The 16,811-nt window shown below is 73.2% G+C and carries 12 protein-coding genes and 2 pseudogenes; 6 read left to right on the forward strand and 8 right to left on the reverse strand.

Going from position 1 to position 16,811, the window contains the following annotated elements:
* Positions 1-80: 80 nt before the first annotated feature.
* Positions 81-5,381, forward strand: a complete 5,301-nt coding sequence (locus CKY47_RS15155) for a CHAT domain-containing protein (RefSeq protein WP_306746427.1) — start codon at positions 81-83, stop codon at positions 5,379-5,381.
* Between the two features lies 1 nt (position 5,382).
* Here the strand turns inward: CKY47_RS15155 and CKY47_RS15160 are convergent, their stop codons facing one another.
* The 7 genes from CKY47_RS15160 to CKY47_RS15190 all read right to left on the reverse strand — a co-directional run bounded on the left by CKY47_RS15160 (position 5,383) and on the right by CKY47_RS15190 (position 12,735).
* A complete protein-coding gene (locus tag CKY47_RS15160; protein WP_306746428.1) occupies positions 5,383-5,940 on the reverse strand; it encodes a restriction endonuclease in 558 nt (185 codons plus the stop codon).
* 1,348 nt (positions 5,941-7,288) lie between these two features.
* Complete coding sequence (locus tag CKY47_RS15165; protein WP_306746429.1) at positions 7,289-8,332, reverse strand: pyridoxal-phosphate dependent enzyme; 1,044 nt, start codon at positions 8,330-8,332, stop codon at positions 7,289-7,291.
* A gap of 16 nt (positions 8,333-8,348) precedes the next feature.
* Positions 8,349-9,158 (reverse strand): Rossmann-like domain-containing protein, encoded by an 810-nt coding sequence (locus CKY47_RS15170; protein ID WP_306746430.1) that lies wholly within the window; start codon positions 9,156-9,158, stop codon positions 8,349-8,351.
* Positions 9,155-9,871 carry a class I SAM-dependent methyltransferase gene (locus CKY47_RS15175; RefSeq protein ID WP_306746431.1) on the reverse strand — a complete coding sequence of 239 codons (717 nt, stop codon included), beginning with the start codon at positions 9,869-9,871 and terminating at the stop codon, positions 9,155-9,157. Before CKY47_RS15175 ends, CKY47_RS15170 begins: the two co-directional genes overlap by 4 nt.
* A 20-nt stretch (positions 9,872-9,891) precedes the next feature.
* The gene (locus CKY47_RS15180; RefSeq protein ID WP_306746432.1) at positions 9,892-10,659 is read right to left on the reverse strand and encodes an ABC transporter ATP-binding protein; all 768 of its coding nucleotides are present in this window, start codon (positions 10,657-10,659) and stop codon (positions 9,892-9,894) included.
* Positions 10,656-11,747, reverse strand: coding sequence for a FecCD family ABC transporter permease (locus tag CKY47_RS15185; protein ID WP_306746433.1), 1,092 nt, complete (start codon positions 11,745-11,747; stop codon positions 10,656-10,658). Before CKY47_RS15185 ends, CKY47_RS15180 begins: the two co-directional genes overlap by 4 nt.
* Positions 11,740-12,735: an ABC transporter substrate-binding protein gene (locus CKY47_RS15190; protein WP_306746434.1), complete on the reverse strand. Its 996-nt coding sequence runs from the start codon at positions 12,733-12,735 to the stop codon at positions 11,740-11,742. The genes CKY47_RS15185 and CKY47_RS15190 overlap by 8 nt, the downstream gene beginning before the upstream one ends.
* 127 nt (positions 12,736-12,862) lie before the next feature.
* Here CKY47_RS15190 and CKY47_RS15195 point away from each other — a divergent pair, with 127 nt between their 5' ends.
* The 5 genes and pseudogenes from CKY47_RS15195 (at position 12,863) to CKY47_RS15215 (ending at position 16,237) form a co-directional block, all read left to right on the forward strand.
* Positions 12,863-14,047, forward strand: a complete 1,185-nt coding sequence (locus CKY47_RS15195) for an MFS transporter (protein ID WP_306746451.1) — start codon at positions 12,863-12,865, stop codon at positions 14,045-14,047.
* The gene (locus CKY47_RS15200) at positions 14,044-14,778 is read left to right on the forward strand and encodes a TauD/TfdA family dioxygenase (RefSeq protein ID WP_306746436.1); all 735 of its coding nucleotides are present in this window, start codon (positions 14,044-14,046) and stop codon (positions 14,776-14,778) included. The genes CKY47_RS15195 and CKY47_RS15200 overlap by 4 nt, the downstream gene beginning before the upstream one ends.
* Positions 14,779-14,834: 56 nt before the next feature.
* Entirely contained in the window at positions 14,835-15,131 is a 297-nt protein-coding gene (locus tag CKY47_RS15205) for a hypothetical protein (RefSeq protein WP_306746437.1), read from the forward strand.
* A gap of 168 nt (positions 15,132-15,299) precedes the next feature.
* Positions 15,300-15,617, forward strand: a pseudogene (locus CKY47_RS15210) (ATP-binding protein); the annotation flags it as partial.
* 80 nt (positions 15,618-15,697) lie between these two features.
* The gene (locus tag CKY47_RS15215) at positions 15,698-16,237 is read left to right on the forward strand and encodes a pyridoxamine 5'-phosphate oxidase family protein (RefSeq protein WP_306746438.1); all 540 of its coding nucleotides are present in this window, start codon (positions 15,698-15,700) and stop codon (positions 16,235-16,237) included.
* Positions 16,238-16,442: 205 nt separating this feature from the next.
* Here the strand turns inward: CKY47_RS15215 and CKY47_RS36920 are convergent.
* Positions 16,443-16,811 (reverse strand): annotated as a pseudogene (locus CKY47_RS36920) (transposase); the annotation flags it as partial.

A 16,811-nucleotide genomic window follows, 5' to 3' on the forward strand; every position in this document is an offset into this window, starting at 1 on the left:
ATGGAAAATCCGGGGCCCCGACAACGACGCGCCGGCACTCGGTAGGTTCCCGCCGGAAGTGGTGGCGAACGGGAGGTCCGGTGCGGGAACAGCTGGTCGAGTCGATCCTCGCGCGGTTCGAGGAGGTCCGCCGCACGGGTGACTACGCCCCGGTTCTGGCGGAGGACGCACTGGACGAGGCGGACTCGCTCCTGCTGCGGGTCTCCGGACCGGCGTCGACGCCCGACTTGCCCGTCGACGTGGTCGCGCTGACGGTGATCGGACAGCTCCACCTGTTCCGGCACCACGCGCGGCAGAAGATGGAGGACCTGCAGGACGCTCTGCTGTTCCTGGGCGAGGTGCACCGGGTCGCACCCGACGCGTTGTCGGAGCAGATACGCGAGATCTTCGACGACATGCCGGAGATCGCCGAGCCGGAAGACCACGTGTTCGGGTACAGCGGCGACGCGGACGCCTACACCGAGCAGGGCGACGCGCTGCTCGGCTGGTACGAGGAGCACGGCGACGTGGAAGCGCTGGAGGCGGCCGTCCGGGTCTACCGCGCCGCCGTCGAGGCCACCGACCCGCCGGGGAACGCCCGCTGCCTGCGTGACCTGCACGCGGCCCTCGTCGAGCTGTCCCAGGTGACCGGGGGTCCCGAGGCGGCTCGGGAGGCCACTGTCGTGGCGCGTGCCCTCACCGCGGCGGGTGCGGACGAGGCGTCTTCCGCCGAGGGTGGGGCCACCGACCTCGCGAACCTCAGCGGCACGCTCCGGGTCGAGTTCACCAGGACCGGGGACGAGGCGGTGATCGACGAATCGATCAGCGTCGCGCGTGCCGCCGTCGAGGCCGCCCGGGACGACGAGGAGCGCGGGCTCGCCCTGACCAACCTGTCCGCGTCCCTGGAGGCCCGGTACGAACAGCTCAACGACCTGGAGGCACTGCGCGAGTCGGTCGACGTCGGTCGGACCGCCATCGCGGCAGACCCGAGCGTGATCCCCGCCATCGCCAACCAGGCCGTCTTCCTGAGGGAGTTGTTCATACGCACCAAGGACGCCGCCCTGCTCGACGAGTCGCTGGCCGCGCACGCGCGGGTCCTGCGCGCGACGCCGGACACCCACCCCTCCTTGAACTCCCGGCTCGTGAACGCCGCGAACACCCTGCGCGTGGTGCACCGGTGGACCGAAGACCCCTCCCCCGTCCTGGCCGCCGTCGAAGTGCTGGAGGACGGCGGCCGGGAGGAGATCGGGCCGGGTGAGGTCGCCACGCTCGCCGAGGCGCTGGTGGACCTGGCCGAGCGGACCGGTGACGAGGACATCCTCCACGAGGGGATCGCGACCTGCCGGGCCGTCCTCGCCGAGCTGGCCGACGACGATCCGTCGCGTGCCGGCCTCCTGTACTCGCTCTCCGTCGCGCTCCACCACCTGACGGGGCACAACGACGATCCGCACGTCCTGCGCGAAGCGGCCGACACCGCACGGGAAGCGGCCGCCGCCGCCGGGGATGACGTCGAGCTCGCCCGACGGGTGACCCACCTCGGGTTCGTGTTGCGCCACGCGTTCGACGCGACCGGTGAAGACGCCCTGCTCGCCGAGGCGCTGGTCGCCTTGACCCGTGCCTTGGCGCTGACCACGCCGGACGTCGTCGAGCGGGTCCTCGGCGACCGCGAGGCGGCCGTCGAGGCGGTGGTCGAGGACGACCGCGTGATGCAGCTGTGGATGCTGGAGCGGGCCGCGATCTGGGCCGTGCCGACCGTGCGCGGCATGCCCCGCGCCGAGCTCCTGCGCCACGCGGGCGACATGGGCGGGAACGCGCGCGCGGTGGCGCTCGAACTCGCGCGGGAGTTCGTGGCGGCACTCGACGAGGTGCTGGGATCGGGGTTCTCCGCGACCGAGCGGTCGGACCTGATCACCGCCCTGCGGGAGCGCGTGACCGCGTTCCACGACACCCGCGACGCCGACGAGGTGCTCGTCGGCGAAGCGCTCGACGAGGTGGTCGACCTGCTGTGCGCGGTTCCGGACCCGCTCGACGACGAGGCGGTCACGCAGGCGGCCGGATTGCTGCTGTGGTCGAGGTTCGCCGCGCGCGGCACGCCCGAGGGCGGCTCTGAGCTGATGGTCGCCCTCGACCTGCTCGCGCCCCTGTACCTGATGGGCGGTCGGGCGCACGTGCCGGAGCTGATCGCCGAGCGGTTCGACGAAGCCCCGCCCGCGGCACCGGACAGCGCCGCGACCCTCGGGAAGCTCGGACGCGCCCAGTACCGCGACGCCGACACCGATCCGGACGCCCTGGACCGGGCCGTCCGGTTGTTGCGGCGGGCGGTCGACCTCACGGGGCACGGGCACGCCGAGCTCCCGCTCCTGCGCACGAACCTCGGCACGGCGCTGACGGCGAGGTTCGACCGCGACGGCGACCAGGACGACCTCGACGAGGCCGTCGAGGAGTGCGAGGCCGCGGTCCGGGACGCCCCGCCCGACGCCCCGGTCCGGGCGGTGTGCCTGTCCAACCTGGGCATCGCCCTGTTGACCCGGGCCCGGCGACTGGGCAGTCGGCGGGACCTGGACGACGCCATCGCGGCCTGCCAGGCCGCGGTCGACGGGTGGCCGGACCACCCCGACGTCGAGGCGATGAGGACCAACCTCGACACGACGCGGAGCGCCCTGGCGGACCTCCTCGCCCACGAGGCCGGGTTGAGCGACCGGATCGACACGACGTCCGACGCGGCGGAACTGGCCGACCTGCTGTGGAACCGGTTCCTGCGCACCGGTGACCCGGCGGACCTGGACCGGGCCGTGCGCGTGCGGCAGGACGCCCTCCACGCGGGCGAGTCGCCGACCGAGCACCTGACGGGCCTGTGCGACCTGCTCCGGGTCCGGTTCATCCACTTCGGACGGTCCGAGGACCTGACCGCGTCCATCGCGGCGGGACGGGCCGCGATCGAGGCGACGCCCCACGGGGATGCGGACCTCGCCTGGTGCAGGTCCGCACTGGCCAACGCCCTGTCCCAGCGGTACCAGACCGGTGGCGCGCCCGAAGACCTGGACGAGGCCGTCCGGTACAACCGCGAAGCGGTGGCGTCGGACACCGAGTCCTCGCCCACCTACCTGTCGAACCTCTGCACCTCCCTCCGCCTGCTGTTCGAGCACACCGACCGGGTCGAGCACGTCGACGAGGCGGTCGAAGTCGGGCGGGCCGCCGTCGAGGCCGCGCCGAAGGGCACCCCGCTCCTCGGCATCTACCTGGGCAACCTCGGCGGGGCGCTGGTGGCCCGGTTCCGCCGCACGAGCGGCCAGGCCGACCTGGACGAGGCGATCGACGCGCTGCGCCGAGCCGTGTCGGCCATGCCGGCGGCGAGCCCCGAGCGCGGCATGGCGCTGGCCAACCTCGCCGCCGCGCTGCACACCCGCTTCGAGTCCCGGCGGGACAGCGCCGACCTGGACGAGGCGGTCGACACCGGCCGACGGGCCGTCGAGGCGACCCCGCCCGACCACACCAGCCGCGCGCTGCGCCTGTCGAACCTCGCGGCCGCCCTGGAAACCCGGTCCGGCCTCGGCGACGCCCCCGCGGACCTCGACGAGGCGCTCGAGGCGTGCCGGGAGGCCGTGCGGGCCCTGGCTCCCGGCGATCCGCGACGCGCGTCGGCGTTGCTGAACCTCACCACGGGGTTGCTGCACCTGCACGACCGGACCGGACGACAGGACGCCCTCGACACCGCGGTCGACGTCGCCCGCGACGCCCTGGGGGCACTCCCGGTCGACCACCCGGACCGGCCACGCCACCTGCTGTCCCTGGGCCTGGTGCTCCACCGGCGCGACACCCTGACGGGCACGGACCCACGAGCCGCGCTCGCAGCGTTCCGGGAGGCGGTCTCGATCGAGCTGGGCGCACCGCGCGTCCGCGCCTCGGCCGCCGCGCACTGGGCGCGGCTGGCGGCGTCCGACGGGCGGTGGACGGAGGCCGCCGAGGCGTACGGGACGGCGATCGACCTGATGGGGCGGACCGTGTCGCGCGCCCTGACCCGACGCGACCGCGAGGCGTTGATCGACGGCATGGCGAGGCTCGGCGCGGACGCCGCCGCGTGCTGCGTGCGCGCCGGGTCGCCGACGCGGGCGGTCGAGCTGTTCGAGCAGGGGCGCGGCCTGCTGCTCGGGCACGCGCTGGACAGCCGCACCGACCTCACCGCGCTCGCCGAGCGCCACCCGCCGTTCGCGGCGACGTTCACCGAGCTGTGCGCGGCGTTCGAGGACCCCGACGCGGACGTCGCGGCGCGTCGCGGGCTGGCCGCGCGGTACGACCGGTTGCTCGCCGACATCCGGGCGCTGCCCGGTTTCGACGCGTTCCTGCGCCCGCCGACCGCGCGCGACCTCGCCCCCGCCGAGGGGCACGCCGTGGCGATCGCGGTGTCCGACTTCGGGTCGTGCGCGCTGATCCTGTCCGCCGCGGGCGAGGTGACGCCCGTGCCGCTGCCCGCGCTCACCCCCCGGGCCGTCGCGCAGGAGGTGCTGGACTTCCTCGACGCGGTCGAGGACACCCGGTCCGAGCGGGCCCGGACCAGGGCCGCCGCGCTCGACCGGGTGATGCGCACGTTGGAGTGGACCTGGGACGTGCTGGCCGAGCCGGTGCTCGACCACCTGGGCACCCCCGGGCGGGTGTGGTGGTGCCCGTCCGGCCTGCTGTCGCTGCTGCCGCTGCACGCGGCGGGCCACCACGGCACGGGGTCGCTCAGCGTCGTGGACCGGGTCGTGTGCTCGACGACGCCGACCCTCCGGGCGTTGGCCCACTCACGGCGCGGCACCGACCCTGCCCGACCGCGCGCCGACCGCGCCCTGGTCGTGGCGATGCCGCGCACGCCGGGCCACGACGTGCCGCTGCCCGGCGCCGAGAGGGAGGCGGTGGTGGTGCGCACCCACCTGCCCGGCCCGGTCGACGTGGTCAGCGGTACCGCGGCGACCCGCGACGCCGTCCTGGCCGCCCTGCCGAAGGCCCGGGTCGCGCACTTCGCATGCCACGGCGACAGCGACCTGACCGACCCCTCGCGGAGCCTGCTGCTGCTGGCCGACCACCACAGCCGCCCCCTCACCGTGCTCGACCTCGCGCACCTGCGCCTGGACGCCGACCTGGCGTTCCTGTCCGCGTGCTCCACGGCCCGCCCCGGCGGGCGGCTGGCGGACGAGGTGCTCCACCTGGCGTCGGCGTTCCAGTTGGCGGGGTACCGGCACGTGATCGGCACCCTGTGGCCGATCGGCGACCAACCCGCCGTGGACTTCGCGGAACTGGTCTACCCGGCGATCGCGACGGGCGGCGACATCGCGACCGCCGTGCACACCGCGACCCGCACCCTGCGCGACCGCCACCCCGACAACCCGCTGGTGTGGGCGTCCCACGTCCACGTCGGCGCGTGAGTCAGACCCGCGGCCGGCCCAGCAGGAACTCCGCGACGCACTCCGGGTAGTCCTCGTCGTCGGCCGCCAGCACCATCCCCCGCACGCCCGCCCCACCGTGGTAGCAGGCCACGAGGGCGGGCCGTGCGGCGCCGGCCGTGTCCCGGGTGGTGAAGACGAACCGCCCTTCGGCGGCGGTGACGAGCGCGATCCCGTGGGTCCTGGCGAACTCGACGGCTCCTGCCTGGAACGCCGAGGTCGCCACCAGCACCCCCTTGTGCGCGCCCACGCTCTGCACCTTCTGCCGCAGCACCTGCACCAACTCCCGCTTGATCGGGTTCCGGTGCGCCTTCGCCTCGACCACCACCAGGAAGTCCATCCCGGCGAACCGGTACCGCACGGTCGCGTCGAAGTCGTAGGTCCCGTCCACCCCGGCGATCTTCTCGTGCAGGCTCACCACCAGCCCTTCGACCTGGGACTCCGCAGCGCCCAACAACTGCCCCGCGACGAACTGCTCGAACTCCCCGGGAGTGATCCCCGGGTTCGGGTACCGCCCCACCACCTGCTCGTCCTGCACCACCACGCCACGTTACCGCGCGAGGTGACGGTGTTGATCACTCCTGGGACTGCGAACGGGTCCGTCAAGGGAGAGCAGAACGAGCGTCCTCGAGCAGGAACCCACAGGCCCGACCCCGGGTGCGGGATCGCGGTTGTCGAGCAACCGCGACTCCTCCCGGACGAACGACCACCGGGGACAGCGCAACCGGTCGTCGGCGTTGTCCGAGCGCGTACCCATCGCGACATCCTCTCAAGCCGAGGCACACGAGCAGGTGAAACGTGTTGTCGTTGTGCTGTTCTTCCAACCGAGCGCCCATGCGGAGCGAATCCCGGAGACCGGCCGTCTGTTTGTCCGCACTGAAGTTATTGATCCAGGAGAGCGATTACGGCATGTCCCCGCGATGCCAGGCGACCTCGACCCCCTGCTCAACGACCCGAGGCCCCCGACGTCGGCGCGGGCGGAGTCCCTGCTCCGACTTCCGACACCCACGGATGCCGCGCACTCGGCTCCCTGTTCGCCGACTACCGCCCGGTGTCCAGCGCCGCAGCCCCGGTCACGATCCTGGACGCCGCGCGCGCAACGGCGACTGGCGGGTCGCGCCATCGGTCAGGACGCCGCGGCCTCGGACGGGGACTTCGGCGATCGCGGGTTCCTGCGATGACCCACCGCATCAACCCCGAGGAGATGGACGCCCACGCCAAGAAGTCGGAGGACGTGGGACAGCGGGTGAACACGGCGCTGGGCGCGGCCACCAGTACGCGGTGGCGTGGTTCGACGCGGCATGACGACCGACTGCGCCGCTCCGACCGGCCCACCCGGGCGCGGCCTGTGCCGCTCGAAAGTCATCGTCGCCGGTAGAGCGACTACTGGCGGTGTGGGGAGCCGCGCCCGGACGAGCACGTCCCTGCTGTACAAGGTGCACCGGGAGCTCGGCGTCCCTCGCCGACGACTCGCGGGCCCGGTCCGCTCCGAGCCCGCGGACCGGGCCTGGTCCACCGCACTGTCCGGGCCGGCGGACCGTCACCGATGGCGGGAAGCCTTCCCCGTCGCACCGGGCACCCTGCTCACCTGGCACCGCACACTCGTGGCCCGCACTACTCGCCCGGGAGAACCCGCGATGGCACCACCGACGAACCAGGGCGAGATGGCCAGGCTCGACCACCGCGTCACCCACTCGACGAGCCGGCGGACCCTGCACGGCGCGTCGTCGACCCGGCACCACGCCGGCATGGCCCGACTTGGCGGCAGTCCCCACCACCCAACCCGCTTGGTGGTCGAAGCGCTGCGGACCCGCGAGAACCGCGAGGTCGTCAACGAGCGACGGACCGGTACCGCCCCCCGCACGGGAACCGCATCGATCGCCCCACCGTCACCGCGTCACGAGGCGGCCTGCGCCATCGGGGACGTCGACGGCGGCAGGTGGCGCCGGGGCCCGGTTCCACCGCATGCGCGACCACGGCAGGGACATGTCGTCGGTTCCATCGATCTGGTGCGGTCGCAGTTCGTCCACGGGCGTGGCCTGCCGGTGCCGGGAGTAGGCGGCCTCGACGTAGCGGTGCCCGGTGTCGGGGGCGAGGAACAGCACGTGCCGGTCGGGCTGCACGCGCTGCTCCCACCGTGCCGTGAGGTAGGCCGCGCCGGCCGAGAGCCCGGCGAAGACGGCGTGGTCGCGCAGCAGCGCGACGCTGCCGGCGAGCGCGGCGTCGAAGCCGACCCAGTGCAGGGTGTCGTAGAGGGTGTGGTCGACGTTGGCGAACGGGATCGAGCTGCCGATGCCGGCGATGATGATGTCGGGGTCGCGCACGTGCTCGCTGCCGAAGGTGATGCTGTCGAAGGGCTGGACACCGATCAGCTCGGTGTCGGGATCGGTTTCGCGCAGGTAGCGGGCGAGGGCGCCGGTCGAGGCTCCGGTGCCCACACCGCCGACCAGGGCGAGCGGTGACGCGCCCAGCTCGCGGCGGACGAGGTCGGCGATCGGCCGGTAGCCGAGGTAGTGGACCTCGTCGTGGTACTGCCGCATCCAGTGGTGGCGCGGGTTGTCGCGCAGGATCTCCCGCACGCGGGCGACCCGTCGGTTCTGGTCGAGCTTGAGGCTCGGGGTGGCCGGCATCGGCTCCACGGTGGCGCCCAACACCTCCAGTTGGACGCGCAGGGTGGCGTCGACGGTGGTGGAGGCGACGATGTGGCACTTGAGGCCGTAGCGGTGACAGGCCAGGGCGAGGGCGTGCGCGTAGATGCCGCTGGAGCTGTCGACGAGGGTGTCGCCCCTCGCGATGGCGCCCCGGTCGAGCAGGTGGCGCACCGCGGTGAGCGCCGAGGCGACTTTCATGGTCTCGAAGCGCAGGCAGGTGGTGCGTTCGTCCAGGCGCAGCACCGCGGGACGGCTGAGCGCGTCGGTGATGTGGTCGTCCACGTCGTACCTCGGTCCGTCAGGAGTGGGCGCGGTAGCGGTACAGGACTGTTTCCTCGGCGCTGAACTGGGAGAACGGGAACGGCTCGGCGGACAGCGCGGTCACGCCGGCACCGAGGAAGTGGCGGGCGACGGCGCTGCCGGTCTGCGCGTAGACGACCAGGGGGACGTCACGGGAGCGGCAGGTGGTCAGGATCTCGTCGAAGGTGCCGTTGCCGATGGTCATGCCGGTCGCGACGACGGCGTCCGCGACGTCGAGGACCTCGCGCATGTCGGGGGTCACCGGGTCGCCCCACTGGGTGGTGCGCAGCACGAGGTCGCACGGCAGGCATTCGGCGCCGCGCTCGCGGATGGCCGCGACCAGCGGGTTGACCACGCCGATGAGGGCGACCTTCGCACCGGCGGGCACGTCGAGCAGGCCGGCCACCGCGGCGTCCCTGGCCTTGGCCCTGACCTCGGGTGTGCCGACGGGCAGGCGCACCTGCTCGGCTCCGCTCGTGCGGTGCGGGCGCGCGTTGGCGAGGTAGGCGTCGAGGACGGCGACGCGCACGGGGGCGGGCGCGGCGGCCAGCAGGTCCGCCACGGGTGCTCCGGACGCCTCGGCGCAGACGGCGGGATCGACCTCGCCGTCCGCGAAGGCGCAGCCGCCGATCGCGGTACCGACGCGGGCGAGCACGTACTGGTTGCGGTAGGTGGTGTTCCCGCCGGCCAGCCGGGTGCCGTGGTGCACCCAGAACACGCTGGTGGCCGCGGTCGAGCCCGGATCGGGTCCGTACCCGCCGGCGCGCACGGCCTCGGCGAGTTCGTCCACTGTGGTCGTGACGGTCACGTTCTCCCCCTGGTGAGTCCGAACAGGAATGTGACGACGCCGTCGTGCCAGTCGTGGCGGTGGCGCACCGCGGTGGTGAAACCGCGGAGCTCGGCGTGGCCGATGATGGTGCGCAGGTCGGCGGTGTTGGACACGATGAGCAGCACCTCGCCGTCGGGGGCGAGCAGGTCGCGATCGACCAGTTCGTCGAAGAAGCGGGTGACCAGCGGGGCGCCCACGCAGACGTTGCGCACGACGTCCGGGTCGTCGCTGACGGTCTGGCTGACGGCGGGCGGGTTGAACGTCACCACGTCGAGCCGCGCCCCGTCCGGCGCCGCGGAGAACAGGTCGGAGACCAGGGGGCGGAACCGCGTGCCGGAGCGATCGCCGACGTGGGTGGCATAGTGGCGGTCCGTCGCTTCGACGCTGGCGGGGTGGACGTCGAGGGCGTAGACGGTGCCCGCTCCGCGCAGTCCGGCGGCGACGGCTTCCACCCCGGCGCCCACGCCCATCGCGGCGTAGACCTTGCCCCTGGTCTCGATGTCGCCGTCGAGCAGCCACCGGTGCAGCATGCGGCTGGTCTCGCCGGGGTGGAACACGCCGGGCGGGAGCCGGAACCCCATGCCGTTCCACGTGTAGTCGCGTTCGGTGTGCAGGTCCCGCTTGGGCTGGTTGATGGCGATGATGTGCTCGGCGGGCAGGACGGGTGGTAATTCCTCGGCTGACACGTGCACGTTCGCTCCTCGTGGTGGGTTCAGCGAGCGGGACCCCGGTAGGCGACGGCGAGGCGGCCCGCGTCGTCGCGCCCGACGTCGGCGTCCACTTCGAAGACCTCGCGCAGCCGCGCGGGGGTCAGGACCCGCTCGGCGGGGCCGTCCGCGACGACGGCGCCGTGCTGGAGCAGCACCAGGCGGTCGCAGTAGCGTGCGGCCAGGGCGAGGTCGTGCAGGGCCACGACGACGGTCTGCCGCGTCGCCGCGACCAGTTCGAGCAGTTCGAGCTGGTGGCGCACGTCGAGGTGGTTGGTGGGCTCGTCGAGCAGCAGTCCCCACGTGCGCTGGGCCAGCGCGCGGGCGAGGTGGGTGCGCTGGCGTTCGCCGCCGGAGAGCTGCTTCCACGGACGGTCGGCCAGGGTGGTCAGGTCGAGCCGGTCGAGCGCGGCGGCGGCGATGGCGCGGTCGGTGGCGTTCGGTCCGCGCCACGGCGACCCGTGGGCGGTGCGGCCGAGCATGACCACTTCGCCGACGGTCAGGTCGCTCTCGGTGTCGGCGGTCTGCTCGACGAATGCCACGTGCCGCGCCCTGGTGCGTGCCGGCCACCCGGCGATGTCGGTGCCGTCGTAGCGGACCTCTCCCCCGGTCGGGGGTCGCAGACCGGCCAGGCACCGCAGCAGCGAGGACTTGCCCGACCCGTTGGGGCCGATCAGGCCCACCGTCTCGCCGGGGTGTACCACGAGGTCGACCTCGCGCACGATGGTGCGGCCGGGCACGCCCCAGGACATGTGTCGCGCTTCGATCTTCACAGCTCACCCCGCTTGCGCAGGATCAGCAGGAACAGCGGGACGCCGAGCAGCGCGGTGAACACGCCGACCGGCACCTCCAGCGGCGAGAACGCCATGCGGGCCAGCGCGTCGGTCCACACCAGGAACGTCGCGCCCACCACCGCGGACAGCGGCAGCAGGAACCGGTGCAGCGGGCCGACCAGGAACCGCACGCCGTGCGGCACGATGAGCCCCACGAAACCGATGGCGCCCACCGCCGCGACGGCGACGGCCGTGAGCAGGGAGGTGGTCACCAGCAGGACCATCCGCACGGTGCGCACGTCGATGCCGAGCGAGGTGGCGGTGTCGGTGCCGAACGCGAAGCCGTCCAGCGCCGACGAGTGCAGCCAGACGACCAGCAACCCGACGGCGCAGGTGATCCCGCACAGCACGACCGACTGCCAGCGGGCCGGTGCCATCGAGCCGAGCAGCCAGTGGGTCAGCGCACGGGTGCTGTCGGCGTCGCCGGAGGACATCAGGACCAGCGAGGTGACGGCGGTGAACAACTGGCCCACGACGACACCGGTCAGCACGATGCGCACCGAGTCCAGCCCGCGGCGGCGAAGCAGGAGCACCAGCAGCGCGAAGGACAGCAGCGCACCGACGAAGGCCCCGCCGGTCATGCCCAGCTGCGAGCCGGCGAAACCGAGGATCACCACGACCACCGCCCCGGTGGACGCACCGGAGGACACGCCCAGCAGGTAGGGGTCGGCCAGCGCGTTGCGCGTGACGCTCTGCAGCGCCGCGCCGCACACCGCCAGCGCCGCGCCGACCAGGGCGGCCAGCAGCACCCGGGGCACGCGCAGGTCCCAGATCAGCGAGTCGGCGAGCCTGGGCAGCGGCTGCACGGGCAGGCCGAACCGAGCGCCGACCGAGCGCCCGATCTCGGACCACCCCATGCCGCCGCCGAGGCCGACGCGCACGGCCGCGACGAGCGACACCGCGAGGACGAGCAGGCAGAGCAGCAGCACGAGCACGCGGCGGCCGGCGGGGCGCGGTGCGGTGGCGGTCGGAGGCGGTGCGACGACGGGGTCGACCGCCGGGTCGAGGAGCGCGGCCGGATCAGCCACGGGCGGTGATCTCGTCGAGCTTGCCCCCGAAGGTGCGCAGCGCGTTCACCGTGCGCACGGAGGGGTCCATCTCGATGCCGGCCAGCTCGATGACCTTCCCGTCGCGCAGGGCCGCCAGCTGGGACACCGCCGGGTGCTCGCGCATCATCGCCAGCTTCTCCGCCGCGCTGTCGCCGGGGTTGCCGCGCTCGGAGAGGTCGCCGACCACGATGACGTCGGGCTCTCGCTTGGCGACCTCGTCCCACGACACCTCGGGCCACTCCTGGTCCACGTCGTCGAAGACGTTGACCACGCCGGCCAGCTCGCTCATGTGGCTGGCCATGCCGCTCTTGCCGGCCACGTACGGGATGCCGTTGAACACCGAGTACACCCAGACGACCTTCAGCCCGTCCGGGCGCTTCTCACCCGCGGCGCGGACCTCGTCCAGGATCGCGCGCTGCTCGGAGACCATCTGCCCGGCCCGGTCGGCGACGCCCAGCACCTCGCCCAGGTCCTCGAAGTCGCGGAACATCCGCTCGAAGGGCTCGGTCCTGCCGTCGGGGCAGTTGACCGCGCTGACGAAGGTGGGCACGCCGAGCTGCTCCAACTCGTCGCGGGTGCCGGCGCGGTCGGCGGTGAACAGTTCCTTGAACGAGGCCACCACCAGGTCGGGGTTGGCCGCGCGCAGCGGCTCGGCGGTGAGGACCTTCGGCGAGAGCACCGGGATCTTCGCGTACGCCTCGGCGTACTGCGGCGACACCTTCGTCTTGAGGTTGGCCGTGCCGACGACCCGGTCACCCACGCCCAGTGCCAGCAGTGTCTCGGTGGACGACTGGTCCAGGGCCACCACCCGCTGCGGCGCGCCGTCGAAGGTGAGCCGCTTGCCGCAGCTCTCGATGGCGACCGAGCCGGACGGGGCGACCGCGTTCGGGGCGTTCTCCGGTGTGGCGCAGGCGGCGGCCAACACCACCGCGGCGAACACGGGCACCAACCGGGCGGAACGCGACATGGACCCCTCCACTGCTCGACAACGGCACCGCTACCCTGAACGATAATCATTACCAAAGCAAGCCCCCCTGCGAAGAGGAGTCCGCGTGGTGCACGACGTCGCCCCCGCCGAGGAGAAATCGGCATCGGTGCTCCGAAGCCCGTCCTTCATCCGGCTCTGGACAGGCACCACCGCGTCCGGTATCGCGACCTGGGCGCTGCCGTTCATCCTCGGCCTGGCCGTGCTCGAGAGGTCCATCACCGCGGTGGAACTGGGTGTCGTGCTGGCCGCCCGGACGCTCGGGTTCCTCGCCGCCGTGCCCGTGGCCGGGGTGCTGGCCGATCGGCACGACCGACGACGGGTCGTGCTGTGGGCGGGCCTGGTCGCCGGGTTCGCGGCACCGGTGATCGCCTTCGGCATGGGGCGGTCGGTCGTGCTGATGGCCGCCGCCGCCGCGGTGGTCGGCGCCGGGCAGGGCGCGTGCCGACCGGCGTTCCAGGCCCTGACCGCCGAGGTCGTCGCCGAGGAGCAGCGGCAGCAGGCCAACGCGGCGCTGACGCTCTCGGTGCGGGTCACCACCCTGGTGGCCCCGGGGCTCACCGCGCTGCTCGCCGTCGTCGTCGACACCCCGGTGCTCCTGATCGCCACCGGCGTCCTGTGGTTCGGCGCCGCCCTCATCCCGCCGACCGGCACCGGTCGGCCACCGGTGGCGGACGGCGCCGGGGCGCGCTTCACCGCGGACTTCCTCGACGGCGTCCGCGAGGCCCGCAGGCACCCCTGGTTCCTCGCCGGCCTCGGTGCGCTCACCGCCGTGATCGCCACCGGCTACTCCGCCACCGGCGTGGTGCTGCCCCTGGTCAGCCGGGACCGCTACGGCACCGAGGCCGTGCTCGCCGCCGCCCTCACCGCCTACACCGTCGGCGCGCTCGTCGGCGCGGTGCTCGTCGCCCGGTGGAGGCCCCGCGCCCAGGGGTGGACCGCGCTCGCGGGCCTGGCCTGCTACGGGTTCGCGCCGCTGAGCCTGCTGCTCCCCGTCCCGGCCCCGGTGGTCGTCGCCGCGTACGTCCTGGCGGGCCTGGGCATCGAACTGTTCAACGTGCCGTGGTTCACGGCCACCCAGCGGGAGGTCGACCCCCGCATGCTGGCCAGGGTGTCCTCGCTCGACTTCCTGCTCTCCTACGGCCTCGCCCCGGTCGGCCTGGCCCTCATCGCGCCGGCGATCACCCACTTCGGCCCGCAACCGGTGCTGGCCGCCTGCGCCGTCGTCTGCTTCGCCGCACCCGCCGCGGCGGCGCTCGTGCCGTCCTCGCGCGGGTTCCGGACCGCCCGGTGACCGGCCTCGTCCCCGAGCAGGTCGACGCGACCGACCCCGCCGCCCGGCGGGTGCTGACCGAGACCGGAGCGGTGGTGCTGACCGGCTTGCCCGCCGTGCCCGACTCGCTCGCGGTGGCCGCCGCCCTGCTGTTCGGCACCGGCCTGCGGGAGCTGTACCCCCATCGCACCAGGCGCTCGGTGGACGGCGCCGTGGTCCCGCTGCACGCCGACAGCTTCGACCTCGTCGTCGACCTCGCCGGCACCCCCACCCGACGCCGCCACCCCGACGAGGACCACGTCCTGGTCATGCTCGCCCGGCAGGCACCCACCGGGGGTGGGTCGTTCGCACTCGACGCCCACGCCTTCACCGACTCCCTGCCGCAGGACCTGAGGACCTTCCTCGCCGCCACCGACGTCGACCTCTACGGCCGTTGGGCGGGAACCCGCGGCCTGCCCGCCACCCCCAGGGTCGGCAGGCACATCGAGTACACCCGCGGCGGCAGGCGCATCACCCGCCGCACCGACGGCGCCGTGCCGCTGCACCGCGACCCCGACACCGAGTACACCACCGCCATGCTGTCCCGCTTCACCGCCGAGGTCGACCGCGTGCAACCCACCCTGCCCCGGTTCACCCTCGCCGAGGGCGACGTCCTGGCACTGGACAACTACCGCTGCTGGCACGGCCGCGACCCCCACACCGGCGAACGCGCGACGCACATCCAAACCCTGCGCACAGCCGACGCGGGCTGACCTCCGTCCACAGCGCCGCGAAGCCGTAGCTGCACGCGAGGACCAGGGCACCGGCCATGAGCGTCACCTTCGGTCCGAGACGGGTGGTCATCCTGGCCGACACCGGCGACACGGCGATCATGCACACCCCGCCCGGCGCCTGCAGGAGGCCGGTCACGAGCATGGACTCGCCGAACCCGTACCCCGCCGTCGCGGGCATCCGCAGGAGCTGGGTGAACACCAGCGAGTTGGTCAGCACGGCGGAGCCGGAGACCAGCGAAGCGGTGTTGGTGAGCAGGACCTGCGGCCGGCGGCTCACCCGCAGGTCGATCAACGGTTGCGGGATGCGCAGTCCACGTCCCTCAACGCGGTGAAGGCGAAGTCGCCCAGGTCCACCCGGCCCGGGTGCCCGCACTCGCCGTCCCTGCCCGCGGCCGGGCACACCACCCGCGCAGGCAGGAGCACCGCGCCGTCCACTCGCGCCTTCCCCAAGTCCAGCAGCAGCCCGGACGGTCGCTCACCCGCATGTCCGCACAGTTGAACTGGCCGCTGATGCGGGCACCGGGCAGGCGCAAGGCCCCGCCCTCACCGCTGCCGCGCACCGTGGCGCCACGCAGGACAAGACCGGCAGGTCGCACCTGCTCGTCGGCCTGGGCACCGCCGCCGCCCAGCAAGGGTTCCGCGTCCGCTGCGCGCCGGCCACGAAGCTGGTCAACGAACTCGTCGAGGCCGCCGGCGAACGCCGACTCGCCAAGACCACCGCCCGCTACGGCCGGGGTGACCTGGTCTGCGTCGACGAGTTCGGCCACAGGGAACCCGACCGGCGCGTCGAACTCCTCTTCCAGGTGCTGACCGAGCGCGAGAAGACCGACTCGCCCACGCCCGGTCGGCGACCGCGCACCGAGCCGACACCGTCGGTGGGAGCTGATTCACTGGCCGAATGTTCGAAACTCCCGACGAGCTCCACAGCCTCCAAGTCCTGCTCGACACGTCTTTGGCCGGCGCCGGCAGCCACCTCAAATCGATCATCCGGCCAGGTGAAAGCACCTTGGATGCCGAGCAGGTCGTCCGAGTCTGCCAAGGCATGTGCACCCTGGCCATCGCCACGGTCACCCGGCGCGGGGAGCCACGCATCAGCGGCGCCGACGGGCACCTCCTGCACGGTCGCTGGATCGTCGGCACCCACCGCCAGGCCGCCAAGGCCCGTCATCTCGCGGCGCGGCCCGGCATCAGCGCGACCTTCATGCGCGGCGAGCAGCTCGGCATCTTCACGCACGGACACGCCGTTCCGCTGAACCCCGAGGGGACGAGCAGCGACCCGACGTGGCCGGCGATCCGCGACTACCTCGTCAACCACTACGACGGCGACGGCGACGACCCGTTCTGGGACGAGAACGTCTGGTATCGCATCGACCCCAGCTGGATGGTCGCCTACAGCACCGACCCCGGCGGGCTCCTCGACCAACAACCGCCAGTCTGAGGAGAGCTCGCGCGGGTCCACCTCAGGCCGCCACTCCGGGGCCAGTCGCGGTTGACATCGTCAATCGTCGCAACACCTCGACGTCGGAGGTGTTCGGGATGGGTGTTGGACGGCGGCAGCGGGTGGTTCGTCTGTACCGGGGGTGGACAGTCGACTCGACCGTACGGCGCGTGCTCAAGCGCCTGCGGACACCGCCCGCTCCCCGGCGCGACACCGACACCTCGGCCGCGCAGCTCGCGGACCTTGTTCCAGCGTTCGCGGATGGTCTGCTCGTGAACCCGCCGGGACGGGGCGGGGTGACGGTGGCCCACCATCCGGCGTGCGCGCGGACCTCGGGCAGGACCTTGTCGCAGAGGTTCCGCCACAGGTGCCATCGGTCGCTGACCTGCACCGCGTCGGGCAGGGCGCGGTGGACGGCCTCGGCGTAGGTGGCCGAGGCGTCCCGGCACACGACCTCGACACCGGGATGTCCGCGCGACCAGGGTTCCTGGGTGGCGGCGTCGCGGCCGGGCAGGACCGCGGCACGTCGGCCTGTCCCGGCGTCGATGACGGTCGTGGCGTAGCGGTGGCGGCG

This window comes from Saccharothrix longispora, from assembly GCF_030852425.1.
Taxonomy (GTDB): Bacteria; Actinomycetota; Actinomycetes; order Mycobacteriales; family Pseudonocardiaceae; genus Actinosynnema; species Actinosynnema longispora.

What these genes read in the sequence shown, in the direction of transcription:
- CKY47_RS15215 (WP_306746438.1), top strand. Translation starts at nt 15,698, where the DNA reads ATGTTCGAAACTCCCGACGAGCTCCACAGCCTCCAAGTCCTGCTCGAC.
- CKY47_RS15190 (WP_306746434.1), bottom strand. Translation starts at nt 12,735, where the DNA reads ATGTCGCGTTCCGCCCGGTTGGTGCCCGTGTTCGCCGCGGTGGTGTTG.
- CKY47_RS15205 (WP_306746437.1), top strand. Translation starts at nt 14,835, where the DNA reads ATGAGCGTCACCTTCGGTCCGAGACGGGTGGTCATCCTGGCCGACACC.